This window comes from Chloroherpetonaceae bacterium, from assembly GCA_033763895.1.
In the GTDB taxonomy this organism is placed as follows: domain Bacteria; phylum Bacteroidota; class Chlorobiia; order Chlorobiales; family Thermochlorobacteraceae; genus JANRJQ01.
In genome coordinates this window covers 170,379-194,465 of sequence record JANRJQ010000004.1, presented here as the reverse complement: position 1 = coordinate 194,465, position 24,087 = coordinate 170,379, and the positions used below count along the sequence as shown (strand labels likewise).

Annotated in this window: 22 protein-coding genes; 10 read left to right on the top strand and 12 right to left on the bottom strand. The window is 41.3% G+C overall.

Annotation, left to right across the window (positions count from 1 at the left end):
* Positions 1–556: 556 nt before the first annotated feature.
* The 9 genes from SFU91_01600 to SFU91_01560 form a co-directional block, all read right to left on the bottom strand.
* Positions 557–1,021 (bottom strand): hypothetical protein, encoded by a 465-nt coding sequence (locus SFU91_01600; protein ID MDX2127711.1) that lies wholly within the window; start codon positions 1,019–1,021, stop codon positions 557–559.
* A gap of 30 nt (positions 1,022–1,051) precedes the next feature.
* On the bottom strand, positions 1,052–1,861 hold the full coding sequence (locus tag SFU91_01595) for a hypothetical protein (protein MDX2127710.1): 810 nt from the start codon (positions 1,859–1,861) through the stop codon (positions 1,052–1,054).
* A 270-nt stretch (positions 1,862–2,131) separates the two neighbouring features.
* On the bottom strand, positions 2,132–2,818 hold the full coding sequence (locus tag SFU91_01590; GenBank protein ID MDX2127709.1) for a glycosyltransferase family 2 protein: 687 nt from the start codon (positions 2,816–2,818) through the stop codon (positions 2,132–2,134).
* Positions 2,819–2,842: 24 nt separating this feature from the next.
* Entirely contained in the window at positions 2,843–3,889 is a 1,047-nt protein-coding gene (gene arsS, locus SFU91_01585; GenBank protein ID MDX2127708.1) for an arsenosugar biosynthesis radical SAM protein ArsS, read from the bottom strand.
* A gap of 9 nt (positions 3,890–3,898) precedes the next feature.
* Complete coding sequence (locus SFU91_01580; protein MDX2127707.1) at positions 3,899–4,231, bottom strand: arsenosugar biosynthesis-associated peroxidase-like protein; 333 nt, start codon at positions 4,229–4,231, stop codon at positions 3,899–3,901.
* Between the two features lie 71 nt (positions 4,232–4,302).
* Positions 4,303–5,838 (bottom strand): 4Fe-4S binding protein, encoded by a 1,536-nt coding sequence (locus tag SFU91_01575; protein MDX2127706.1) that lies wholly within the window; start codon positions 5,836–5,838, stop codon positions 4,303–4,305.
* A 4-nt stretch (positions 5,839–5,842) separates the two neighbouring features.
* Complete coding sequence (locus SFU91_01570) at positions 5,843–7,210, bottom strand: FAD-dependent oxidoreductase (protein ID MDX2127705.1); 1,368 nt, start codon at positions 7,208–7,210, stop codon at positions 5,843–5,845.
* 11 nt (positions 7,211–7,221) lie between these two features.
* Positions 7,222–8,178 (bottom strand): response regulator, encoded by a 957-nt coding sequence (locus SFU91_01565; GenBank protein MDX2127704.1) that lies wholly within the window; start codon positions 8,176–8,178, stop codon positions 7,222–7,224.
* Between the two features lie 9 nt (positions 8,179–8,187).
* A complete protein-coding gene (locus tag SFU91_01560; protein ID MDX2127703.1) occupies positions 8,188–10,026 on the bottom strand; it encodes an ATP-binding protein in 1,839 nt (612 codons plus the stop codon).
* Between the two features lie 176 nt (positions 10,027–10,202).
* On the opposite strand from SFU91_01560, the gene SFU91_01555 reads away from it, so the two are divergent.
* The 5 genes from SFU91_01555 (at position 10,203) to SFU91_01535 (ending at position 14,266) form a co-directional block, all read left to right on the top strand.
* Positions 10,203–10,637 carry a hypothetical protein gene (locus SFU91_01555; protein MDX2127702.1) on the top strand — a complete coding sequence of 145 codons (435 nt, stop codon included), beginning with the start codon at positions 10,203–10,205 and terminating at the stop codon, positions 10,635–10,637.
* Positions 10,638–10,827: 190 nt separating this feature from the next.
* Entirely contained in the window at positions 10,828–11,331 is a 504-nt protein-coding gene (locus tag SFU91_01550; protein ID MDX2127701.1) for a redoxin domain-containing protein, read from the top strand.
* Entirely contained in the window at positions 11,328–12,029 is a 702-nt protein-coding gene (locus tag SFU91_01545) for a response regulator transcription factor (GenBank protein ID MDX2127700.1), read from the top strand. Before SFU91_01550 ends, SFU91_01545 begins: the two co-directional genes overlap by 4 nt.
* 3 nt (positions 12,030–12,032) lie before the next feature.
* A complete protein-coding gene (locus SFU91_01540) occupies positions 12,033–13,511 on the top strand; it encodes a HAMP domain-containing sensor histidine kinase (GenBank protein ID MDX2127699.1) in 1,479 nt (492 codons plus the stop codon).
* Positions 13,508–14,266, top strand: a complete 759-nt coding sequence (locus SFU91_01535) for a DUF547 domain-containing protein (GenBank protein MDX2127698.1) — start codon at positions 13,508–13,510, stop codon at positions 14,264–14,266. Before SFU91_01540 ends, SFU91_01535 begins: the two co-directional genes overlap by 4 nt.
* A 58-nt stretch (positions 14,267–14,324) precedes the next feature.
* Here SFU91_01535 and SFU91_01530 read toward each other — a convergent pair whose 3' ends face one another.
* Together SFU91_01530 and SFU91_01525 are read right to left on the bottom strand one after the other, a co-directional pair.
* Positions 14,325–15,026 carry a response regulator transcription factor gene (locus SFU91_01530; protein ID MDX2127697.1) on the bottom strand — a complete coding sequence of 234 codons (702 nt, stop codon included), beginning with the start codon at positions 15,024–15,026 and terminating at the stop codon, positions 14,325–14,327.
* The gene (locus tag SFU91_01525) at positions 15,019–16,923 is read right to left on the bottom strand and encodes a HAMP domain-containing sensor histidine kinase (protein ID MDX2127696.1); all 1,905 of its coding nucleotides are present in this window, start codon (positions 16,921–16,923) and stop codon (positions 15,019–15,021) included. The genes SFU91_01530 and SFU91_01525 overlap by 8 nt, the downstream gene beginning before the upstream one ends.
* Positions 16,924–17,106: 183 nt before the next feature.
* On the opposite strand from SFU91_01525, the gene SFU91_01520 reads away from it, so the two are divergent.
* The 5 genes from SFU91_01520 to SFU91_01500 are packed head-to-tail and all read left to right on the top strand — an operon-like array spanning position 17,107 to position 23,044.
* Entirely contained in the window at positions 17,107–17,835 is a 729-nt protein-coding gene (locus SFU91_01520; protein ID MDX2127695.1) for a PDZ domain-containing protein, read from the top strand.
* Positions 17,836–17,850: 15 nt separating this feature from the next.
* The gene (locus SFU91_01515; GenBank protein ID MDX2127694.1) at positions 17,851–19,356 is read left to right on the top strand and encodes an NEW3 domain-containing protein; all 1,506 of its coding nucleotides are present in this window, start codon (positions 17,851–17,853) and stop codon (positions 19,354–19,356) included.
* A gap of 2 nt (positions 19,357–19,358) precedes the next feature.
* Entirely contained in the window at positions 19,359–20,150 is a 792-nt protein-coding gene (locus tag SFU91_01510) for an ABC transporter ATP-binding protein (protein ID MDX2127693.1), read from the top strand.
* A complete protein-coding gene (locus SFU91_01505) occupies positions 20,147–21,565 on the top strand; it encodes an ABC transporter permease (protein ID MDX2127692.1) in 1,419 nt (472 codons plus the stop codon). Before SFU91_01510 ends, SFU91_01505 begins: the two co-directional genes overlap by 4 nt.
* An 18-nt stretch (positions 21,566–21,583) precedes the next feature.
* Complete coding sequence (locus tag SFU91_01500; protein ID MDX2127691.1) at positions 21,584–23,044, top strand: ABC transporter permease subunit; 1,461 nt, start codon at positions 21,584–21,586, stop codon at positions 23,042–23,044.
* A 78-nt stretch (positions 23,045–23,122) separates the two neighbouring features.
* Here the strand turns inward: SFU91_01500 and SFU91_01495 are convergent, their stop codons facing one another.
* A complete protein-coding gene (locus SFU91_01495) occupies positions 23,123–23,995 on the bottom strand; it encodes a glycoside hydrolase family 16 protein (GenBank protein MDX2127690.1) in 873 nt (290 codons plus the stop codon).
* Positions 23,996–24,087: the final 92 nt, after the last annotated feature.

Genomic DNA, 24,087 nt, shown 5'->3' with positions numbered 1-24,087 from the left:
TGAGTTTAAAACAAATATTTTTTGCAACACCCAAAATAAAACCTCGTAAAAACTATTACCGTCATTTAATTGATTAAATAAATTTCTTTACCTAAAAAAATAAGGTGTGAATTCGTTTTACTTTATTTACTTCAATGTATTTGAAATAAATCCCTCCATAAAGTTGTAAGAGTCACCGTAAATGTGTATTTTCAAAAGTGTTCTTTGTGTTCTTTGACTTCTCATTGTCATAGTTAATTGGAAGAAGCGGGTAGAAATACCCGCTTTTTTTATTTTAGGAGATTTTTAAGTCTCTTTTTATAATTTTTATCAATCCCTAAACGATTTATCACAACTTTTTTTCCACATGAAGACCCTCTACAAAGCCAATTGAAAACCTCCGTAGTCTTGAATACTGGGGCAAATAGTATAGAATAGAAAACAATAGAACGCTTTAGTTTATTGCTTTTTCAGATAGGGTATAGAAAATTATAATATAAAATTTCAAATGATTAGACACTGTAATTTGAATTTTACAGTCTCATAAGGGTGCAAAAGAATTAAGATCTGAAATTTTTCATTCCGGATTTTTCAGTTGAGAAAATCCGAAATTAACACGGGCGCCATCGCAAAAAGTCACGACATGCGTGAAGTCCAATAACTCCGGAGCGGGAATGCTATAAGTATAAACACCTGAAAAGCGAGATTGAATTGTGCCCAGTTTGATATTCGCTGCACTGTTTCCAACTTGCAAATTGGCACTTGATTTTGAAAGCCAAATTGAAATTGATCCGGCACCTCCATCAACGCGAAAATCTTCACCGGTTTTGAGAAAATGCGAGCCATCTTGAGCACGCAGAATTTGGACACTTCCGCTTGTTATGTAGCTGTTTTGTCCGGTGAAAGTCCCCGATTTGATAACTACAGCATTGTTCAAGTCTATTGGTGAAGGTTGAATTTCAACAGGTTGAGCGGAATCGCTGCAACTGAACATTACCAACATTACGAATGATAGAAACCAAAGTCGTGAATAAGTTGTCATAGCCACTTTCTATTATTTTTAATCGTACAATTAAATCTCAAATGAGAAACCGATTCCGAAACTCGGCGCTGCATAAATGTTTTTCAAAGTTCCAAAACCGCCAATGACATCGGCCGTAAGGCTAAAGTTTCGGGTTATGGCGTATGAGGCACTTACCCCAAGAGCATTGAATTCAACCCCTTCACCCAAACCAATCGCGCCAGATTTCGCAAAATTGGGTGTGCCATTTAGTGCGATACGGCGAAAACGACCGATTAACCAAAGCGCATCAAAAAATTGATACCCGACTTCCACCCCAACCGTGTATTGATTCGTGAAACCGTTTGTACGGAAATTGTAACCAACATCAATGCTGATATATGCCGGGAGAGGATAGAAGGAGTGAGAGGCGTAAAGTCTTGTCCAGAAATTCCATTCACCATCGCCGGTGGGCAACCGTACAAAGCCGCCGCTCCCATCTTTGAGGCGACCGATGGCTTCGCTGTCACCGGTTGGCATATCGATTCCAAAACCGATGGCTACTGGAAAATCGCCTTGGATGAGGCCATATTTCAATTCAAGTAACAAGTCGCCTATGCCGGAAGCTGTTTCTGTGGTTTCAAAGTTGGCGCTTCGAAGCAGTGGGAAGTTCACTTGGAGTGTCAATTGGTCAATCAAGCCATACTCCACAAATAAGTCGAAGGATCTCAAAAAGAAAGGAGCCGTTTCAATTTTCACGTCTTCGATGGTCGAAAACTGATTGGTTGAAACAAAACTGTAGCCAAGCTTTGTATAAACGGACTGAGGTTTGCGTGTCCAACCTCCGCCTGCGAACGATTCCGAATTCAAAAAAAACATCATTCCGAAAATGATTAGAAAAGAGAACCGCTGTTTATTTAGCATGAGTTGATTCGAAGGATTTTATGAAACATCTAAATCATTACTTGAATTTGAGGAAAGAATGACGCCATTCATTTGATATTCATCTCTTATCACCATTTCAACATAAGATTGTCACGAATTATCACAAAAGAATCACGGGGTGAAATATGGGTTGGTTCGTTATTGAGAGAAAAAAAATTGAATCACATTTATTAGAGTTTAAGAAAAGGCTTAAGAGAAGGAAAGGAATTATTTTGTAAAGAAATGTTTGAAGATTGTATATAAAATCATGTACCCTGCCTTAAAGGTGCCGGAAATTGTTCCGGTAATTTTTGATTTGCCGATTCGCTTCCTGTAGCTCACAGGAACCTCGGTTGTATTGAGTTTCAGTTTGGCCGCTTTTACTTGCATTTCAACAGTCCAACCAAAAGTTTGGTCTTCCATTTTCAAAGCTTGAAGTGAATTCCAGCGAATGGCTCGAAACGGGCCGAGATCGGTGAAACGATAACCCCAAAACCATTGAATGAGACGCGTGGATAGCCAATTGCCAAAACGTGCTTGAGGCAATAGGGCGCCTAGTTCGGCGTTGCCACTAATTCGCGAGCCGATGACCAAATCAACATCTCTTTCTAAAATCGGTTTGAGAAGCAAAGGGATTTCTTCGGGAAAGTCGGAGTAATCGCCATCTAAAAAAAGAATGACATCCGGGTGGAGTTCAGAAGCGGAGGCAATCCCCTTCAAACACGCGCGGCCATACCCACGAATGGGTTCAAAAACCACACGGGCACCGGCCTCTTCAGCCACTAAGCGCGTGTTATCGGTTGAGTTATTATCAACGACAATAATGGTATGAACCCATTCTTTCGGGATATCGGCGATGACTTTCCCAATAGAGGCTTGTTCGTTATAAGCCGGGATAATGACAACAGTTTTCATGAAGCGGCTATTGGGTTGAAATCATTAAGTCGTAGCTCCGCCGCAACTCGACCCGGAGCCTGCGGTGCAGCCGTAGCAATGCTGATCGGTCGCAATTTTACGCGTGCCAAGCGCGAGCGAATCGAAATCGCGGATGTGGCGGGCGTTGCCGGGCAAGAGATGGAGATCGAGCATTTGATTGAAATCGCAATCATAAAGAAATCCGTCCCAACTGATGGAGATGGTATTTCTGCACATCACATTTTTAGCAGCTGCAGGGTTAAAAAGCGAAACCAGTTTTGTCATGTACGATTCATAATTACCACTGATCAGGAGATAATCGAGAAATCGGCTGATGGGCATATTGGTTATAGTGTAAAGGCTATTAAACACAACGCCGTGCTTATTCCATAATTCGCGTTTGTAATCTTTTTCTAGTGAAGATTGGCTTGGCGGAAGAAACGCACCGACAGGATTATAAACCAAGTTGAATTTCAAAGCACTATCCGGCTTTCCATATCCCAAGGCGTTTAGACGTTTCATTGCTTCGATGGAGCGCTCGAAAACATGATCGCCTCGTTGCTTATCGGTTAGTGAAGGCGTGTAATGCGGGAGTGATGAGATAACTTCAACTTCATTTTGAGCAAAGAACTCTGGTAAATCTGTAAAGCCATTGGCGACAAGGATGGTGAGATTTGACCGAACCATTACATGACGGCCTAATTTTTTTACTTCTTGCACAAACCAACGGAAGTCGGGGTTCATTTCAGGTGCGCCACCGGTGAGATCAACTGTTTGAATTTTTGATGAAGCCAGTGCTTTCAAGCAAAGTTCGAATGTCTCGCGTGTCATGATTTCACGGCGGTCTGGTCCGGCATCGACATGACAGTGTTTACAGGTTTGATTGCAGAGCTTACCAACATTGATTTGGAAAATATCAATTCCGGTTGCGCGAAGCTCCTTCTCACCCGTTTCTTGATACTTTTCATGAAAGAGCGGCAGCTCCACTTTATGTTCAATAACATCGAGCTGCACCTGTGTATCGGCCAAAGGATTTCCTAAGGCCTTCATACTTTTATGAGTTGAAGACATATGTTAAGGTTACATTGAAATTTTTTTAACGACATTTCTCATCTGCACCCCGTGAACAATTGCAGCACCACCTTTGATTGCTCCCGCAACATGAACGGCTTCCGTCATTTGCTCGAGAGTAGCCCCTTTTGCAAGCGATTCTTGAGAATACGCATCAATACAATAAGGGCATTGAACGGCATGAGCAACGGCTAAAGCAATGAGGGCTTTTTCTCGCTCTGAAAGCGCACCTTCTGCGAATACTGCGCCATACCAAGCGAAAAACTTATTCATTAATTCTTTATTGCCTTCGCCGACTTCGGCAAACTTCGCCAAATCGGCGGGATTGTAATAGGTTTCCATTTAAGATTGAATTAAATAAAAAAATGAAATTGTGAACTATTGAACTTAGAATTAAACTTAACTGAAAAATGTTACTTAATCAGTTCTTGCAAACGAAATTCTTCCGGCCCATTTTCAAGGCTCAATACGCCACGAGGGCAAACAGCCGCACAAACGCCGCAACCAACACATGACGAGCGAACAATGTTTTCACCTCGCTGTGCATAGGCACGAACATCGATACCCATTTCGCAATAAGTTGAGCAGTTGCCGCAAGAGATGCATTGGCCGCCGTTGGTTGTGATACGGAATCGTGATTTGAAGCGTTGAATAATTCCAAGATACGCCGCAAGCGGGCAACCAAAACGGCACCACACGCGGCTTCCCATTACCGGATAAAAACCTGTTCCAACAACGCCTGAAAAAACGGCACCAATTAAAAATCCATACGCTTGACGAACTCGCCACGTTTCAACTCCAAGCAATGAGGATTCATGAGTAAAGTAGGAATACAATGAAAAGGTGAGGAGAACAGCGGAAAACACAAGCACACTATGAATTAGGATGCGTTCAACCTTCCACGCTTTGAGCGATTTATCGGAGAGTTGGCGATAGGGATCACCCAAAGTTTCTGCTAAACCTCCGCAACCGCAAACCCAAGAGCAATACCATCTTTTTCCAAAAAAGTAAGTCATAATCGGAACGCCCAAAACAAAAAGTACCACGCCCCAAAAAAGCATAAAGAGCCCTAAAGTTCCACTTGAGGAGAGATAATTCAGATTGTAGTCGTAGAAAAAGGAATAGTCAAGCGGGAAAATGTTCTTCAAATCTCTTGAGGGAAGATTGAGAGACTTGAGTATTTCAGGAATCAGAAATGCAAATGCCGATTGAAAGAACATGACAGAAGCCGTACGGAGCAATTGATAATTGCTATGGCGATACTTCGTAAACATTCTCACGCCCATTACCAACGCAGATGCCGTGTAGAGAAAGCCATATAAAAACCATTGGTCTGCCGGTTTACCAGAAAGAAATAGCGAAACCGGTTCGACCAATAAAACCCAGCCTGTGATGTATTCGGGGTAGAAATAAAGAAACATGTAAAAGCCAATGAGATAAGCGGCGGAAAGAAATCCAAGCCAACTGCAATTGGAAGCCGGATTGCTCCAAACACCATTATTTTTTATTCCTGCAATTCCAAGCAAAGAAAAATTTGGAAGGATGTAAAGCAAAGCACCCAGAAGAGTGATAATGATGGCGAAAAAAAATAGACTCGCTTGATTTTCTCTTAAAAAACCTTGCGTTGAATTTTTGGTTAAGATGAAAGAATAGTCAGCGTAAATCACTTCGCCCCATTTTCCTTCACGCTTAGCTGTTTCATTAAGATCATTGAAAAGAGCGTGGTATTCACGAACAAATTCAAACTGATTGGAATAGGTTTTATCCAGCATCGGTTTCAACGCCAAAGAGAGTTTTTCACGATCGCTGCTGCTTGTTACAGAACCTGTGAGTATGTCTTCTGTTAGGCTATAGGTACCTAAGAAAAGTGATAGAGAAAAAGTGAAAAGGCCGATGAGAAAGAGTATAAGGCCAAAACTCCGAACGCTTTTAAGTAAAGATTGTGACATAGGTTTAACGAGTTAAGATTGGAGAAAACTTGACCTGCAATTTTGAAAAAAGACCCTTTGCGCGGCGAAGTGTAACTACCGACTCGGGGTAATCTTGATTGAACTTCGAAATGATTTCGGGTTCGTATTGTTTATAAAACTCCGGATCAAAATTGGCTTCACCTAAATCCGTAAGGACATCGGTAATCTTTCTTTCCTCGGCAATCCATCGCTGCCAAACAGCTTGCCGTTGCCTGATTCCAAAGGTATTGACACCGGTGACTACCTTTGATGCATTTTGAAAGACAATTCGGAAAGATTTCGTCCCACTTGCATCTTCCCAATAAAAATGAGATTCTCCGTCACGAACTTTATTGGCTACAAAGCCATAGGTTTGATATTCGATGTCGAAAAATTTTGCTGAGTTGAACCAGATTCCTCGCTGATACTTTGTTCGGTTGCCGCAAATGGTTTTAGCTAAGGCTTCGGCTTGCATACGGCCGGTGTACCAAAGCTGCTCAACTTTACTTGTGCCATCGCTAATTTTCAGTTCTGCGCAATCGCCGGCGGCATAAACATCAGGGAGATTGGTTTCGAGAAATTCATTAACCAAGATGCCTCTCTTAACTTCAACGTCAGTTCCTTTTACCAAATCGGTATTGGGTGAAACTCCGGCGGTTAGGGCAACGAACTGGGCATTTAACTCTTCACCATTTTTAGTAATCACGGAGCGGGCTCTGCCGTTGCTATCAGAAGTTATTTCTTGAAGCTCAGATGAAAGCCGCAAATCGATGCCCTGTGCACGAATATGCCGCTCAACCAATTTCCCTTCTTCTTCGGGAAGGATGTTCCCCCAATAAATATTTTCTCGAACAAGAAACGTAACAGGAATATGTCGGGAGTGGAGCATCTCCGCGACTTCGATTCCGATAAGGCCACCACCAACTACAACCGCCGAACCCCGCCCGTTGGCCAAATGCTTTGTATTCTCTTCCATCATTTCAACATCCTGAAGTGAATACAAGCCTTGCACTCCCTTTAAATCTTGCCCTTTCCATCCGAATTTATTCGACTTTGAGCCTGTGGCAAGAATCAGTTTATCGTAAGCGATAGATTCACCGCTTTCTAACAATACGGCCTTTGTGGTGAAATCAATCTTTGTAACTGTTCCGTAACGAAGTGAGATTCGATTTTTATCCCAAAACCAATCTTCATAAGGCTTTGTATGTTCTGCCCTCATGTGACCCATATAGATATACATCAAGGCTGGGCGAGAGAAGTGATGGTGCGATTCTCCGGAGATAACCGTAATGTCATACTCCGAGCGCTTTCGGATTTCACGCGCGGCGGTGATGCCGGTGATCCCGTTTCCAATGATGACGATTTTTTTCATTGTTGATTGAATTAAGAATTGGCGCGAAGTGCTCTAAGGCGAAGTAAGTAAGGGCTTGACTCGATACGTCTTTTAAGAAATGAGGTATCGCTATGTTCCGGTGCAATATCTTTACCAATTTTCGACGCATTGCCAGAGAGTTGATTCTCTCGAAGTTTTGAAAGGTTTGCGGCCTCTCGGATAAGAGAAATGAGTTTTGTATCGTCGGTTGGGCGAACGAGATATCGGAACACATTTAGTTCATTGATTGCACGAATTGCAAGAGCAGCATCGCGAATCGATGTATAAATCATTGCAACGGAATTGGGATACTCATGTGATATGGCGCTCAGGAATTCAATTGGGTCGCCTTCGGCGAAATCGATATCGCTTAAAATGACTGAAATGCTATGCTGTGAAAGTGTTTGAAGGGCGGTATCAGGAGAGGACGCCAATCGAAAAATAAATTCCTTACCTAAAAGCGCTGAAATATGCGCAGCGTTATCCCCATTTTGAGAGACATACAAAACGCTTGGCGGACTTGATTGCGCCAATTGTTGCTCGGCGACCTTCAATTTTCGTTGAAGGGCTTCTCGCTCTACAGCTTCAAGTTTCTCATTGATTTGAAAACCAAGCCTAACCACATGAAGCAATTTTTCTGAGTCCCACGGCTTATTGATATACCGAAAGACTTCCCCCGAATTCACTGATTGAATTACCGCCTCGAGATCTGAATAGCCTGTAAGCAAGATGCGAATCGAGTGTGGCCGAATAGACTTGATTTCGCGTAAGGTTTCGTGACCTAGCATGCCGGGCATTCGCTGGTCACAAATCACTAATTTGATATTTGGATTTTGTTTGAATACTTCTATGGCTGCGCTTCCGCTTTCAGCTGTAAAGACAGAGTACTCGCGCTTAAACAAAATTTTTAAGGTTTCTAAAACAATAGGCTCATCATCGATAAGCAATAGCTCGGGCTTTGCCGACATAAACTCCTCCTAAGATTTTTGATTTTGTTTGAGTGGGATTCGAACGGTAAAAGTGGTGCCTTTACCGACTTCACTTTTTACATTGATTTTCCCTTTGTGCTTTTGAATGATTTGATAAGAAATTGAAAGACCAAGTCCTGTGCCTTGCCCAACCGGTTTTGTGGTAAAAAAGGGATCAAAGATTTTATCAAGGTTTTCTTTTGAAATTCCTTTGCCGGTATCCGAAACTTCAATTACGGCGTAGTATGCATCGCTCTTATTTGCCGCGGGGGATTCATCAATACGCTCAAGCATAGTTGAAATGTGAATCATACCTTTTTCGGGAATGGCTTGAGCAGCGTTAACGATGAGGTTCATAATTACCTGATTTAATTGAGAAGGGTAACACTCTGCTTTCAAATCAGGGGTAAAATTTTTCTTGATCTCGGCTTTATGCTTATAGGCATTATTGGTGATAACAAGCGTTGATTCAATTCCTTCATTGATATCTGAAAGTTTGAATGCGGTTTCATCAAGCCTTGAGAAGTTTTTAAGATTAATGACCAATTCTTCAATTCGTTCAATTCCCGTTTTAGAATGATCGAGCATTTTTTTGGAGTCACCTAAAACCTCATTCTCCTCCAATTCACGTTTGGCCTCAAAGGCTTCTGTGATATGCTTTTCGATTTCGTCGTCACTCCCACCCATTAAAAGAGACTCAGCGAGTGCATGTTGCTTCAATAGTAATGATTCAATCTCTTCTTGGTTTCTTGAAAGAAGGGTGAGGCTATTCTTCACAAACCCGAGCGGTGTATTGATTTCGTGGGCGATTCCTGCAACCATTTGTCCGAGCGAACTCATTTTCTCAGCTTGAACAAGCTGAAGTTGCTGCGCTTTAATCTGCTCATTCTTTTGACTTAAAGCAATATTCGATTCCTCAAGAGCTTTTTGTTTGACTTCCAATTGAATATTGCTTGTATTCAAAGCTTCGATGGTTTCTTCTAACCGTGCTTTTCGAATTTCTTCTGTAATTCGATCTCGATCTGAGATTTCTTTGGACATCAAATTGAATGCAGAAGCAAGAGTTCCGATTTCATCATTCGATTGAATATCAACCCTTCGCGATCGATTCCCTTTTGAAAAATCAAGCACCGCGTTGGTGATTTGCTTAATTGGTGATGAGACAAGGAAGGTAAGTAGCAACGAAAAGATGGAGCCAAGGAGAATAGCAATGCCTCCGATAATAAAAATGTTTCTTTTTTTGATTTCTAATTGAGTGATATAGAAATTGTTTTTGAAGTCAACTTCTACAAGTGCTATCACACGGCGTGTTGAATCTAAAATTGGTGTATATGCGGAAACCCAAACACCATTTTCGTCTTCATAGATATCAGTTGTGTTTGAAACCCCTTTTTCAAATACAGGAATCATTTCATTGCGGAGCATATAGGGAATTCCGACATACTGACTGTAATACATTGCAATAAAACGTAAGGTATCTCCTTCGGTTCGTTTAAAGAGATAGGCATTATCGCTATCAAACCCCAAGTAATGATTTGCAGTTACAAAATCCACAATACACTTGCGTGTTCTTTGATAGGATTCCTTTAGAGTATCGCTTGGCAGTCCGTTTAATTCCGAAACATCAGCAGGTTTAATCTGAAGGGACAACGTGTTGCTGGCCGTTAAAAGCTGCTCTTGAAGATGACGAAGTGTTTCTTGCTTTTGATTTTCAAGATTAAAATATGCGGGCATTAAAATGGCTATCGAAAGAATCAAGGCTTGAGCAATAAACACTTTGAATCCTAAACGAAAGCGGGGTTGCTGAATCTCTTCAGGTTTCTCGAGGTTGGCTTTTTTCTCAGGCATTTCCTTAGCTGTTAAGTTCGATTTTTAACTCGTTAAACCTACAAGCGAAGTATCACAAATGTATCACGCCTAATTTTTTAGGTGTGATACTTTTGAGACACTTTCACTTCATCTTTGCTTTCGATTCAGACTAACTGAACAAAGAAATGAACGTCAATTTCAAATCAATACACATCATGAAAATGAAATGGATTATCACAATTCTCCTATCCTTTTTTGCCTATGCAACGCTTCAAGCCCAAACAGACAGTTCTTGCAGTGTAGAGGTTATTCAAAACGGAAAGAAAGTCAATGTAATGCCTACTGAGAAAGATGGAATTCCCGTTATAACGCTCGAGCAAACGCCCGGAGAATTTGTGCAACAGTCCATAAAATTGAAACCGGGGAAATATCGATTTAAGGTTTCTAATCTAAGTGTTGACCACGAAGTTGGTCTTTATTTACGCGCGGCGAAAACCAAGAAATCGGTACCAAACTCCGGAACAGATGGTCATATTAAAAAAGGTGAATCAAAGGAAACGGGTGTTGTAGAGCTCAAGGAAGGCGAGTATCTCTATAGCTGCCCACTCAATCCAACGGGTGACTGTAAGATTACGGTTTCAAGCAACTAATTATCGTTTGTTGAAAGAATAGATATTGAATCGTTTCTGCCAAATATCATCTCATTGGAATAGAGTTTAGTTGTTTTGACCTGCGAAAATTTCACGGCACTCAGAAAGCGGTTAAAGCTTGAAGAGGGAATCAATGATCTTAGAGTATACATTCTGTGTAGGGATTTTCTTCAAGTAATCAATCATCAAAATGCAATTTTTGCTCATCTCAATATTTTGGTTAATGATTCCGGACGAAGTCATTAAAGTTGGTTCTAAAGCCCCTGAACTTCTTGATGGGCAATGGATTAATTCGCCTAAATCCTCTTTGCACTCGCAAAAGGGAAAAGTGGTACTGCTTCATTTTTGGACGTTTGCATGTTACAACTGTCGGAATACAATTCCTTCGGTGAATGCTTGGCACAAGGAATTTTCAAAGGATGGGCTTGTTATCATTGGAATACACACGCCGGAATTTGGGTACGAGAAAAAAATTGAAACGGTAAAAACTGAAATCCAAAAACTTGGAATACAATATGCCGTGGTGACCGATAATGACTATCAGACTTGGAACCGATATGAACAACGCTATTGGCCTTGCATATACTTAATCGATAAGAAGGGAATTATTCGATACATTCATATTGGTGAAGGAAATTATGACAAAACAAGAAATGAAATCCAACGATTGCTTTCTGAAAAGAGCGACGAATGAAAAGAGTGCTAATCATTGAAGATGATGCTGATATTGCGCAACTCATTGCCCTCAATCTTCGAGACATTGAATGCGGCGCAGAAATCGTGACCAATGGGTTAGATGGTGTTCTCTTTGCCTCACAATCAAATTTTGATGTCATTATTTTAGACATTATGCTTCCAAAGCTCAATGGGATTGATGCTTGCCGGCAGATTCGAGCAAAGAAAGTTCAAACGCCAATTATTATGCTGACTTCGAAATCGGAGGAGGGTGATAAGCTCGAGGCCCTTGAAATTGGGGCTGATGACTATGTGACGAAGCCTTTCAGCGTAAAGGAATTAATGGCGCGAGTAAAGGCACGAATTCGCCGCTTTAGTCCCGAAAAGGAGCTTAGTTTTATCGGTGCAGAAAAGCAATTGATACGAGGGCCGATTCGCCTTGATAATGACAATCACCGCGCATTTTTAGAGGGAAAACCACTAAACTTGACCCAAAAAGAATTTGAACTTCTTAACCTGATGATGAAAAATCCCGGCCGAGCATTTTCACGATCAGAGTTGCTGGATTTGATTTGGGGCGATCATTTTTCCGGATATGAGCACACCGTGAATTCGCATATCAATCGGCTTAGAATGAAAATTGAAGCAGACTCCGAATCTCCAACGTTGATTCTTACCGTTTGGGGAATTGGGTACAAATTCAATGAGAATGTGTAATCAATGAAATCAGTCATTCTCTCGCTCCGCTTTAAGCTTACGGCGTTGTTTATCGGACTTTTGGCCTTTGTTGGAATGGCAATGCTCTACATTCTTTCAAAGACAAGCGGAATGTATTTGGATGAAGCCACTCAACGTGCCAATGAAAATTTAGCGGCATCGATATCTAAAGAATTCAAAATTGATACACGAACAAATAATTTTTATCGTGATACCGTTGAGCGGATTTTTTCTACGGCAATGATCATCAACCCAACCATTCGAATGTATTTGGTACATGATGATGGGGAAGTATTTGGGCTGAAGAATGACTCTTTGCTGCTCAAAAAAGTATCGATTGAAAAGATTCAGAATTTCATTGCGCGAAAGGAATCCTTCCCAATCTATGGCGATAATCCTAAGCGACCCGAAATGCCCATTATCTTTTCTGCGTCTCCTATCTATCAACCCGATGGCACTTTGCATTGCTATTTATACATCGCCCTTGAAAATGACCGCGATGCCTCTGCGGTTATCGCAATGCAGCAAAGTATGATTATGCGAAGCATCGGAATTTCTTTGCTCCTAATTCTTCTCTTTACCTCTGTATTAGGGATTTGGTGGATTTCAAGGCTTACTCGAGACCTTCGGCAGTTTTCACAATTTGTAAAACGAATTGAAGAAAAAAATATTGCAGAAAGAATTCCTGAAATGCCGACCGAGGAGCTCAAAGATCTTTCCACAGCATTTAATGAAATGATGCAGCGCGTTGAGATTTCAATTCGAAAGCAGAAAGAATCGGATATGCTCAGGCGAGAGCTCATCGCCAATGTCTCTCATGATTTACGTACCCCTTTAGCTTCCATTGAGGGCTATGCCGAAACCATTATCAAGAAATCGAATGATTTGAAGGAGCAAGAACGAACAGAATATTTGACGGTAATTCTGAGAAATGCAAAAAAACTGAATCGATTGATTCATCAACTTTTTGAGCATTCAAAATTAGAAGCCGGTCAGAAAACGCCGAGCTTCGAGCCGTTTTCACTTTCTGAACTTGTTCACGATATCGCCCTTAGTTTTAAGCCACAAGCGGAAATACAGAGCATCCACCTTGAGATTTCAATTCCCGAATCAAGTCCAATGATTTTGGGTGATGTCGAAATGATTGAAAGGGTATTACAAAACTTAATCGAAAATGCGCTTCGTTTTACTCCCGAAGGCGGTAAGGTGGGTGTGCAAGTGGCGCAGCAAAATAGCAATGCGCTTGAAGTTGCCGTTATAGATAATGGCGAAGGCATACAGGAAAAGGATTTGGATAATCTCTTTGACCGATTTTATCAAAGCGAAAACATTCGTACCGGCGAAAAGAGCGGCTCGGGATTGGGACTCGCGATTTCGCGTAAGATTCTCGAACTCCATCATTCAACGATAAAGGTTCAAAGCACCTTTGGTGAAGGAACTCGATTTTCGTTTCTCTTGAATTCAATACCAAAAGAAGCATGATAAAACATATCCTTACAGGGTTACTTCTCCTGTTGTTCTCCGTAGAGGGAATCGCGCAAAAAGCGCCTAAGCATCGCGTAAAAGGTCGTCATCAGGCATTTACCGTTCTCTTAAAAAAGCATGTGGTGAATGGCAAAGTGGATTATGAGGCTTTTAGAAATTCTCGAGAATTCGAGGCCTATCTTAAGTCGCTCGAACAAGACACCGTTTTTTTCTCCAATCGGAAGCCGAGCAAGGAAAGTCAAATTGCCTTTTGGATAAATGCTTACAATGCGTTTACCATTCATTTGATCACCAAAAACACAGGCATAAAAAGCATTATGGATATTCGCCCCAATGCTTGGAGAGAGCAGTTCTTTACAGTTGCGGGAAAAAAGATGACTCTGGATGAAATTGAAAAAACGATACTCATCAAAGAATTGGGGGAAGATCGCGTGCACTTTACCTGTGTATGTGCAGCAGTGTCGTGCCCACCCCTGCAAAGTGAAGCCTACGAAGGATTTAAACTCGAAGCGCAGTTGGAGCGTGCTGCACGGAATTTTATCAATGACACACTTCGCAACGAGATTCAAATTGGAAGCCCAAAAATTAAAATTGCGCAAATCTTCAATTGGTACTCCGCCGATTTTTCGAAATTTGGTGGCGTAAAATCATTTCTTGCCCGATATCTCGATGAGCCCAAGCGCAGTTGGCTCTTAGATGGTGTGAAGGAAATTGAATACTTCGGTTATGATTGGTCGCTTAATTCAAAGTGAAAATCAAAAGTTCAACTCGTTGAGTATTCACACTGAAAAAGTACAAGCATTTATACTTTTACTCACCCACAAATTTGTATCCCATTCCGTGCATAGTAAGAATAAAGCGTGGGGCTTTCGGATTGGGTTCAAGTTTTTGGCGAAGCCACGCGACGTGCACATCCACGGTACGCGTCGAGGGCATTGCATGATATCCCCAAACGGCATTAAGCAAAATTTCACGTGAGAGCAGTTTCCCTTTGTTTTCGATGAAGTACCGGAGGAGTTGAAATTCTTTTGCAGAAAGCTCTAAAGTCTCCCCATTTTTTTTGACTTCCATCGTTTTGAAATTGATGATGCATTCCCCAATATGAAAGATATCCGGAACCTCAACTGCATTTTTAGGTTTGCTGTTTCGCCGAAGCAAGGCTTCTAAACGGGCAAGTAATTCCATCATATCGAAGGGCTTGGTGAGATAATCATCGGCGCCGAGTTTTAGGCCGAGCACTTTATCGATGGTTTGTCCGCGAGCGGTAAGCATCAAAATTGGTGTAAAGATTGAGGCAGAGCGGAGATCGCGGCAGATATCAAAGCCTGATTTATTGGGAAGCATGACATCGATAATGCACACATCATAATGTCCTTTCAAAGCGCGTTGAAAACCCTTTTCGCCGTCCCTTTCGGAATCAACCTGAAATCCCTCGCTTTTCAAACGGTCGGTAAGCGTGAGAACAATACCGGCTTCGTCTTCTATCAGTAGAATTTTAATTGGTTCAGCCATTTGGAAATAGAAGAGTAAAATTACTTCCGCGATGTAACTCGCTTTCAAGGAATACTTTGCCTTTGTGCGCATCCATTATGCGCTTGACAAGGCTTAATCCAAGCCCATTTCCCTTTATCTGAGCGTCGCGCACGGATTTCGCACGATAGAACGGTTCAAAAATGTGCGCTTGATCTTCTTTGCTGATTCCAAGCCCAAAGTCTTTCACCGAAATAAGTGTTGAACTGTGAAGCTCTGAAATGGTAAGAATAATCGGGCTTTTTCCATTACTGTATTTAAGTGCATTGTGCAGGAGGTTCATCACTGCTGAGCGAAACGACTTCCTATCGAGTAACAAGGGCTTTAATGTTTCGGGAACAGTGGCTTCGAAACGAATATTTTCTTTCAATGCTGTTTGTTCAAATTCAGAGATAATTTCTAGAATTACAGGCTTCAAATCGATGACTTCAAAGCGGTAGCTTTTCTTCCCGGATTCAACGCCAGCGAATTCCAAAATTTCTTCAACCATCTCGGCAAGCCGTTTCCCTTCCGACTTAATGAGCTCACCGTATTTGGCAGTGTTCTCTTCGCCAACCGTGATACCATCGGCTAAATTTTCACCGGCGGACTGAATAACCGCGAGCGGCGTTCGAAGTTCATGCGAAACCCCCGCCACAAATTCCATTTGACGCTCGGCAAGTTTTTGGGCTCTCTCAGCTGAAAGAACCAAAAGTCCGATGCTAAGCCCGAGGACGGCTAAAATCCCAAAGCTTATGAAAAAATTTTTCCGTTGTAAGGATTTCGCTGCAATCTCAAAAGAGCCTTCGCGGTGGCGAACTCGCATTTCCCACATTTGTCGATCTTGTGAGTAAAAGGTTTTAATTACAAAGGGCTTCGGTGCAGAAGAATCAGGAGCAGGTGAAAGCAACACATTTGCTTTTTGAGGATAAGAATTGAACCCTACAAAAAAAGATGAATCCTTTATTGCAGGAGCTGTTTCAGAAAACGAGAATGAATAATTGATTGTACTTTTCTTTTTTCTGGTATTCGTCGTGTCCTTTTTTGAGATAACCGCTTGATTCGACTTTTGTTGCGCGATGATACTAATTTTTTGAATACTTGATGACTGAATAGTGGAAATGCGAGAGGGGAGAGAAGATGAATACTGCAAAAATCCGAAAGGAGCTTTAACATCAAAGGAATTGTAGTTTTCAATAGTTGGTGAGGATGAAAAATAGGGCTCTTGAAGACTGCGCGAAGAAAATAACGCTAAGTCCATTTGATCATCTGGCAAATAGGCTTTTTTAAGATTTGGCAAATAGCTATTGGTGATAAAAGCACTATTCAATTCTAAAAGAATCAAGCCTGTTTCGAGATTTGGAATGGAGGAATTGGGTAAAGGTGGTAAAAATAAATAAACAGGAATTGGAATAAGATCAATAGCAAGATGGCAATAAGTGTCAAAATCATTTAATATGCCCTGAGCATAGAGACTGCGTAAATCAGCTAAATGATTTTGTATTAGCGGAGAATAAGTGGTTAAAAGTGTCAATTGCCCGTCTTTACTTATTCGATAAATAAGGGGTTCATTTCCAATAAACTGAACAAAGTACACCTCAGAAAGAAGGTCAGGATGTTTTGAACTTAACTTCCAATTTCTAAGATTTTCAGCCACCCGAAAAGCAATTTCATTGTTACTGTTGGAAGCTGGGAGACGAAAAGTTTTATACAATTCGGTTAGCGTTCCATCCAATTCTTGAATGAATAACCCCAAGGATCGCTCTGTATTCTTTCTCATTTGCGATACCTGCGCCTCGCTCACCTCATTAATCCAGTGATACTGAAAATAGGCCAGCACCAAAATTGTGGTGAAAAGAAGCCCCGCCGCGAGTAATCGTATTGATGTCTTGTTAATCATAACTTTTATTGGAACCCGCTTGAATCTACGATACAAATAAGTAAGAGGCTTAAGCGAAGTGCCTTTTTTAACATTCTTTACATTCATTTTTCACTCTTAACAGAGGTTTTGCACCACCTTAACAACTTCCTCTCGATTCCTTCGCACATTGCATTGTCTTAAAATCTTAAACAGTGCATGTCAATGAAAAAAAATTTGTTCTTCGCTCTTATTCTACATTTTATCATTCCTCTTCAAGCCCAAGTGATTCAGTCTTCTGGAGAGAATGTTTATGCGTTGATGGAAATCGGATTGATTCTTAAACAAACAGGAGGCTCAATAAAAGTGGAGCGAGTAATTCCTACGCCTAAAAATGATTCACTTCAACTGCCTTCATTCAACCAAGGCGACGAATTTGTGATGGCAAACCGAATGAAAATATCGACGACGAAGGCACTTAAAGCACTTTATGATTCCTTGAAGTCGGGTGATGAACTCAAAGCGCTCTTCAAACGAGGCGACAAGCAATTTTTTGCTTCCTTCAAAAAACGAGACCCAAATAAAAATGAAGGAAACTTTGTCATTAAAATGGATGGGGCAGGAGGTGCAGGAGGAAAAGTGAAACCCTTTGTACTTCCTGAGCTCGACGCTATATTTAACAACGAAGCAAAAGGGGTGACAGTTGTTGGATTAATGCAACGGAATGGCCCAAATGCAAAAGAATCGAAAGCCGGGGAAGGTCCGCTTTTTGATGACGATGTCGCCACGCTCCTCAATGGAGAAGCAATAAAAACCACCGATGACCTTAAAAGAGCTTACGACAAAATTAAAGTAGGCGAAAAAGCCCAACTGACCGTCAAGAGAAAAAACAAAACCGTACAAGTCCCATTCACAAAAGAAAGTTCTGAAAATAGAAGAATCATTCTCAATTAATTGCCCATTAAATCGATGGTTTCCCAAAAAATCAACTTTCGCATTTGCTTGCTTTATGCTTGTGTTTTTTCGTGGCTAATGCTCTTCCAAGCTGTGCTTGGCAACGCGCAAATGTTTAACCAACGCGACGACAGTTATCCGCTTCTTGGCTTAAAGAGAGCTAAGAATGCCTATGAAGTGGCTAAAGCTGATTATGAAAGACGGTTAAAGCTATTCTCTGATAAATTAATTTCTCGTGAAGAGATGGATCGGGCAAAAAATGCTTTTGCCGATGCAGAGGTGAATTATCAACAATCGTTGCTTGCAGTGCTTTTCGCAAAACAGTTTGTCTCGGTTCAAAAAGCGATAAAATATCAAGGCCGAGATGGAAGAAAGCATGTTCGACTGACCTTGAAAAATCTCTCAGGCTCAAGTGCCGAACTGCGAAAGCTCTCCAATATGGATGACGAGACGCACAAACTTCTTGAGCCCGATGATATTCACAATGTATTTGTGTCGCTTCTCAATAATGATAATGCGGTTGTTAGTCAGCCCTATGAAGCAAAAATTGAAACGCTGGAAAGTGCAGAGCCTCAAACTTTAGATTTTGCGCTGCTTCAAGATCTTGATGCAGTTACCGTAGCACTTTCTTATGGGAACGGCTCAACACGAAGCCCAAAAATTTTCTTGCAAAATGACGAATCGGGAAGTCAGGTTAATATTCAGGCTCGAGTGTTTTCGTTGGAAGCGAATTTAGGGAGTAATGCCAATTATGAATTAAACCTCGATCTCTACAGCCGAATGAACACGGCCTTTCGTTTGGAAGTGGTAGGTTTACCGAAAGAGATCACCAAAACCTTTCTCGACCCTACAACCAATGCGCGCCTTACTCAAATAAAAGCCATAGAGACCGCCACTACCCGAAAAGTCACGCTTCAATTGTATTTGCCCGAGCGAACCAATGAATCTTTTCGAATTGATTCTACACTTACATTTTTTGTTTTGGCGTTGCCTACCGATATGGCTATTCAAAGTGATGAGCTTGAACCCAATGAAAAAGCCCTGCAAAAATTAGGACTTGGATTTCTAAGGCTTGAGCTGATTCCAAAAGGCAATGGAAAGATATCGGTAAAGGCGGTTCAGCTTTACCACACCGTAAAGAAGGGCGAAGAAGTTCGGGTGGAGTTGGATGTCTTAAATGAAGGAACACGAAGGCTTGATAACATTGAATTGAAAGTTGAGCTTCCGTTTCGTTGGGAAAAGCGACTTCAACCCTCGTTTATCAACTCCTTAAACCCGAGTGAAGAAAAGAAAGTTGAAATGTTCTTTAAATCTCCGGCAGACATCTCTATCGGCAAATATGAGGCACGTATTAAAACCTCAGCAAAGGCTGATGGACAGCCCCTTTCGGCAGAAGATAAAATTGTAACACTTGAGGTGCCTGCCGGTACCAATGTTCTTGGCATCATTCTATTGGTGACGCTCATTGTAGCAGCAGTCGGCGGTCTTCTAATTTTTGGAATCAAAATCATCAAGCGATAATTATGAATCAAACTGAATCTTTATCAGCCAATCGTACCCCGCTCCTTGAGGCAATTGGGCTTACGAAAAAATATCAGGATGGAACTTTGGCGCTCGATCATCTTTCGATTGCCATTTACCCCGGCGAAATCTATGCGATGCTTGGCGGGAATGGTGCGGGAAAAACCACGACGATGAATCTCTTTCTCAATTTTATTGAACCCACGGAAGGTGAAGCACGCATCAATGGAATCACGACACATAAAGACCCTCTTGAAGCTAAAAAGCATATCGCTTTCGTTTCGGAAAACGTGAAGCTCTACGCCGATTTCACCGCCATTCAAAATCTTGATTTCTTTACTCGGCTTTCGGGAAGTACATCCATAACCAAAGAGGATTACCGTAGAACATTGCTTCGCGTAGGGTTACAGGAAGAAGCCCACAATCAAAAGCTAAGAGAGTTCTCCAAAGGAATGCGCCAAAAGTGCGGAATTGCGATTGCAATCCTGAAAAATGCCCCTGCCATTTTGCTTGATGAACCCACCTCCGGGCTTGACCCAAAAGCAGGGTTTGAATTCTCTAAACTCTTAGAAGAGCTAAGGGCTGAAGGCAAGGCCATATTAATGTCCACCCACGACATTTTCCGCGCCAAAGAGATTGCCGATACCATTGGCATTATGAATCGAGGGAAACTCGTGATGCAAAAAACAAGCGCGGAACTCAAAGATGAAAATCTTGAAGAGCTTTATATGAAGTATATGTCGGGTTATATGGAAGAGACTTCTGAAACCCTTGGAAAATCGGAGGGCCAATGAAGACATTTTTGATACTTCTCGAAAAAGAACTTCGGGAGACGTTTCACTCAACACGATTTCTCATTACGTTTTCGTTGAGCACCATTCTCATTTTGCTTACCTTCTATACAGGAATTCGTAGCTACACACTTTCCAAAGAGCGACATGAAGCCGATGTGAAAGCCGTATTGAAAAAATACGAAGGCTACACGGATTGGAGACTTATAAGTGGGCATCAAGTGCAAATTCCTCCTACTTTTCTTTCGGCACTTGTAATGGGGGTTTCGAATGATATTGGTCAGCAAATCACAGTTCAAGCCTCAGGAGAACTTTCTTCTACCAATAGTTACTTTAGCCAAAACCCTATTTACGCCGTATTTAAGGCGCTTGATTTAAGTTTTTTATTTCAAGTGATTTTATCACTCGTGGCGATTGTCTTTGCCTTCAATTCGGTTTGTGGTGAAAAGGAAAATGCAACCCTTGCACTCATTTTCTCGGGAAGTATCCCTCGAGCAACGTTTATCCTTTCAAAAGTTATAGGGGCTTATCTCTCTTTAACTCTTCCGCTTGTTATTCCATTTTTACTCAGTTTCATCCTGATAGAAGTTTTATCTGTGTCGTTAACGCTCGAAGAGTGGTTAAAGCTCCTTGGAATTATTGGATTAGGATTTCTTTATCTCGGGGTTTTTATCACCCTCTCTGTCGCAGTCTCTACCTTCACGGTTAGAAGCGCCAATTCCTTTTCCATTCTACTTTCACTTTGGGTGATAATGGTGATTGTTTTGCCAAAAGCCTCGATCATGCTTGCCGGTAGAGCGGTTGAGGTTCCTAATCTTGATGCCATTTCAAAAGAGAAAAGTCAATATTCACGGCAGCTTTGGTCAGAAACCCAAAAAAGGATGTCTGAGTTTAAGTCCCCAAATGATACGAATCCTGAAACAGCGATGAAGAAATTCAATGAGTTTATGAGTAAAGAAAGCGAGGAGCGAGAGGTTAAATTTTCAGCTTTGGCTAAAAGGTTAAATGAAGAGCGTTCGAACCGAGAAAAAGTACGTGAAAGCCTTGCGATAAACATTGCCAAAGTCTCTCCTTCAGCAGTATTTGCCATTTCAGCCGCAACGCTTGCCGAAACCGATATCTCCTTAAAGAATCTGTTTCATGAGAACGCTGCAAATTACCAAAAAGTATTTGGAGAGTTCCAGTATTCAAAAACGGGAGTTAAACAAGGTGGTGGATTTAGAATGTTTTTCTCTCAGCAGGGCAACGCACCCCCAAAACCGATTGATGTGAGTGAGCTACCGGTATTTCAGTTTAAGGGAAAGGATTTGGCCGCGCTGTTTCAGGAAGTATTCGTCGATGGGGTATTGCTTTTGCTTTTTTCCATACTCCTCACCGCAATTGCGTTTAAGCGATTTCTCAACTATGACCTTCGTTAGATTCCAACTTAATTACTTATGCTAAAGCTATTAATCGAAAAAGAATTGAAAGCGTTTTTGCAAAGCCCTAAGTTTGTGCTTTCATTTTCAGTGATGTCGATTCTCATCATTCTGTCTGTTTATTTGGGTGTAGAAGAATACCACGCAACCAAAAATCAATATGAAACTGCTCGCCAACTTGCAGCCGAAGACTTGCAAAGCCAAACCAATTGGGGCTCGGTTTACACAAGAGCATTTCGTGAACCAAATCCACTTATGATATTTGCTTCCGGTGTACAAAACGACATCGGACGAAAAACCATAGTAAGCAAATGGCAAGAAAACAGGTTGCAAGGAAGTTTGTATTCCGAAGATTCCGTGTTTGCAATTTTTCGCGTGGTTGATTTTGTATTCATTTTTCAAACTGTGGTATCGCTTTTTGCCATACTCTTTACATTTAATGCCATTAATGGAGAAAAGGAATCGGGTACATTGCAGCTCACATTTTCAAATTCAATTCCCCGAGCTCTTTTTATTTCCGCCAAAGCGCTTGGCGCCATATTTGCCCTATGCTTTCCATTGTTAATTCCCGTTTTACTTTCATTTCTCATCGTTGTTCTTTTTGGTGTGCCAATGGAACCGGAGCATTGGTTAAAGGCTTGCGCGATTATTGCGCTGGGCTTATCTCATTTTATAGTCTTTATCCTCCTTGGGATTTTGGTTTCCTCGTCTGTAAGAAATTCAGCGACCTCTTTTCTTGTGCTTATCTCCTTATGGATAACCTTTGTGCTCATTTTACCGAGAGCGGGAATGATGATTGCAAGTGAAGTGATACCAATACCAAGTATTTCTGAACTTGACACAAAAATGGAAGCATTCAGTAAATCAAAGTGGGATGAGAAAATGAAAAGGGAAATGGAATTATATGAGAAGTACAATAAAACCCTCGAGACCTTAACCCCGAAAGAAAGAGATGCCAAATCAGCCGAAATGAACTGGGATATCAAAGAAGAAAGTGAAGCACTCCAAAAGAAATTGGATGCCGAGATCGCGGAGTTTAACCGTAAAACCAATGAAGAAGCGGCAAATCAACAAGCTGCCCAAGAAGACTTAGCACTTTGGATCTCTCGAATTTCTCCTTCTTCAGCGTTTCAATTAGCCTCAATGAGTTTGGCCGAAACGGATGTTGAGACAAAATATCGATACGAATCCGCGATTCGGAGTTACAGAGATAGGTTTATTACCTATATCAATCAAAAGCAGAAAGAATCGGGGAGTAATAATGGATTTACGATTCATTTTGATAAAAACGGTATAAAAGTTCACGGAGCAAGTTCAATGCGGCTCAATTTCGAAAACATGCCTGTATTTCAACCGCCGATTCAAAGTGGATTGTCGATAACTGAAAAAATACTTCCCGATATCGGGCTTCTCATCTTTTACGCGCTTTCATTTTTTGCTCTTGCCTTTGTGCTCTTTCTTCGCTTTGATATTCGATAAAGTTATCCGATCAAATTCTATGATTAAAAAAAGGGGTTCACACCGTGAACCCCTTTTTGTTTACATGAAATTTTGCTCTCACTCCAGATTGTACACTCGGATATAATCGATAAGGTAAGTGACCGGGAAAACTGAATCATCAACACCTTGTTGCCCGCCCCAATTTCCACCAATAGCCAAGTTGACTAATATGAATTGCGGTTCATCAAATGGCCATTCATTGGCTGAAGCGTTTGATTCCTTATTGAAAGTGAAATACAAATTGCCGTCAATTAAAAAATCAATTTTTTCCGGCGTCCATTCAATGGCATACACATGAAAGTCGCTGATTGCGGTTGTAAGGTTGGTCTTCTTGGTTCGTTGTGTTCCTTTAATGTGATTATAAGCTTCTGTATGAACTGAGCCGTGAACCCAATTTGGATCAAAGCCGACATGTTCCATAATGTCAATCTCTCCACATTTAGGCCATCCCACTACACCAATATTCTGCCCAAGCATCCAAACAGCTGGCCAAGTTCCGCGGCCGGCGGGGATTTTTACTCGTGCTTCTACTTTGCCATAAAGGAGCGTTTTCTTACCGCGTGTGACTAATCGAGCTGAGGAGTAACCGCGATTACCCATAGTTTCTTTGATGGCTGTGATTTTTAAGAATCCGTCTTCAACCTTCGCGTTTTCGAGCCTATTGGCGGTGTAATATTGCAATTCGTTGTTTCCCCAGCCATTACCGCCTTCTTCAAATCCCCAAATGGTTGGGTCAGGCAAGCCGCTTCCTGAAAACTCATCTGCCCAAGCAAGAACCCATTTTGAATTTGTTGAATTCGAGCTCGTTACATTGGAGTTACTGCCACACCCTAAATGACTAAGGATAAGCAAAGCAAATCCTAAAAAAAATGAAACACGAAATAGCGGGCGACAAAAGTCGTTTAAAAATAATCCTGAATATCTTCTCATTGCCTTTTCTCTTTAGTTAATCGATTAAATAAAGTTAATATATTTTTTCATTCAAAATGAGGGGTGAAAAAGAATAAATTCAGAAAATGAAT

Bases quoted from the DNA above. Each gene is read 5' to 3' on its own strand.
- SFU91_01600 (MDX2127711.1), bottom strand. From the start codon at position 1,021: ATGACAACTTATTCACGACTTTGGTTTCTATCATTCGTAATGTTGGTA.
- SFU91_01595 (MDX2127710.1), bottom strand. From the start codon at position 1,861: ATGATGTTTTTTTTGAATTCGGAATCGTTCGCAGGCGGAGGTTGGACA.
- SFU91_01590 (MDX2127709.1), bottom strand. From the start codon at position 2,818: ATGAAAACTGTTGTCATTATCCCGGCTTATAACGAACAAGCCTCTATT.
- arsS (MDX2127708.1), bottom strand. From the start codon at position 3,889: ATGTCTTCAACTCATAAAAGTATGAAGGCCTTAGGAAATCCTTTGGCC.
- SFU91_01580 (MDX2127707.1), bottom strand. From the start codon at position 4,231: ATGGAAACCTATTACAATCCCGCCGATTTGGCGAAGTTTGCCGAAGTC.
- SFU91_01575 (MDX2127706.1), bottom strand. From the start codon at position 5,838: ATGTCACAATCTTTACTTAAAAGCGTTCGGAGTTTTGGCCTTATACTC.
- SFU91_01570 (MDX2127705.1), bottom strand. From the start codon at position 7,210: ATGAAAAAAATCGTCATCATTGGAAACGGGATCACCGGCATCACCGCC.
- SFU91_01565 (MDX2127704.1), bottom strand. From the start codon at position 8,178: ATGTCGGCAAAGCCCGAGCTATTGCTTATCGATGATGAGCCTATTGTT.
- SFU91_01560 (MDX2127703.1), bottom strand. From the start codon at position 10,026: ATGCCTGAGAAAAAAGCCAACCTCGAGAAACCTGAAGAGATTCAGCAA.
- SFU91_01555 (MDX2127702.1), top strand. From the start codon at position 10,203: ATGAAAATGAAATGGATTATCACAATTCTCCTATCCTTTTTTGCCTAT.
- SFU91_01550 (MDX2127701.1), top strand. From the start codon at position 10,828: ATGCAATTTTTGCTCATCTCAATATTTTGGTTAATGATTCCGGACGAA.
- SFU91_01545 (MDX2127700.1), top strand. From the start codon at position 11,328: ATGAAAAGAGTGCTAATCATTGAAGATGATGCTGATATTGCGCAACTC.
- SFU91_01540 (MDX2127699.1), top strand. From the start codon at position 12,033: ATGAAATCAGTCATTCTCTCGCTCCGCTTTAAGCTTACGGCGTTGTTT.
- SFU91_01535 (MDX2127698.1), top strand. From the start codon at position 13,508: ATGATAAAACATATCCTTACAGGGTTACTTCTCCTGTTGTTCTCCGTA.
- SFU91_01530 (MDX2127697.1), bottom strand. From the start codon at position 15,026: ATGGCTGAACCAATTAAAATTCTACTGATAGAAGACGAAGCCGGTATT.
- SFU91_01525 (MDX2127696.1), bottom strand. From the start codon at position 16,923: ATGATTAACAAGACATCAATACGATTACTCGCGGCGGGGCTTCTTTTC.
- SFU91_01520 (MDX2127695.1), top strand. From the start codon at position 17,107: ATGAAAAAAAATTTGTTCTTCGCTCTTATTCTACATTTTATCATTCCT.
- SFU91_01515 (MDX2127694.1), top strand. From the start codon at position 17,851: ATGGTTTCCCAAAAAATCAACTTTCGCATTTGCTTGCTTTATGCTTGT.
- SFU91_01510 (MDX2127693.1), top strand. From the start codon at position 19,359: ATGAATCAAACTGAATCTTTATCAGCCAATCGTACCCCGCTCCTTGAG.
- SFU91_01505 (MDX2127692.1), top strand. From the start codon at position 20,147: ATGAAGACATTTTTGATACTTCTCGAAAAAGAACTTCGGGAGACGTTT.
- SFU91_01500 (MDX2127691.1), top strand. From the start codon at position 21,584: ATGCTAAAGCTATTAATCGAAAAAGAATTGAAAGCGTTTTTGCAAAGC.
- SFU91_01495 (MDX2127690.1), bottom strand. From the start codon at position 23,995: ATGAGAAGATATTCAGGATTATTTTTAAACGACTTTTGTCGCCCGCTA.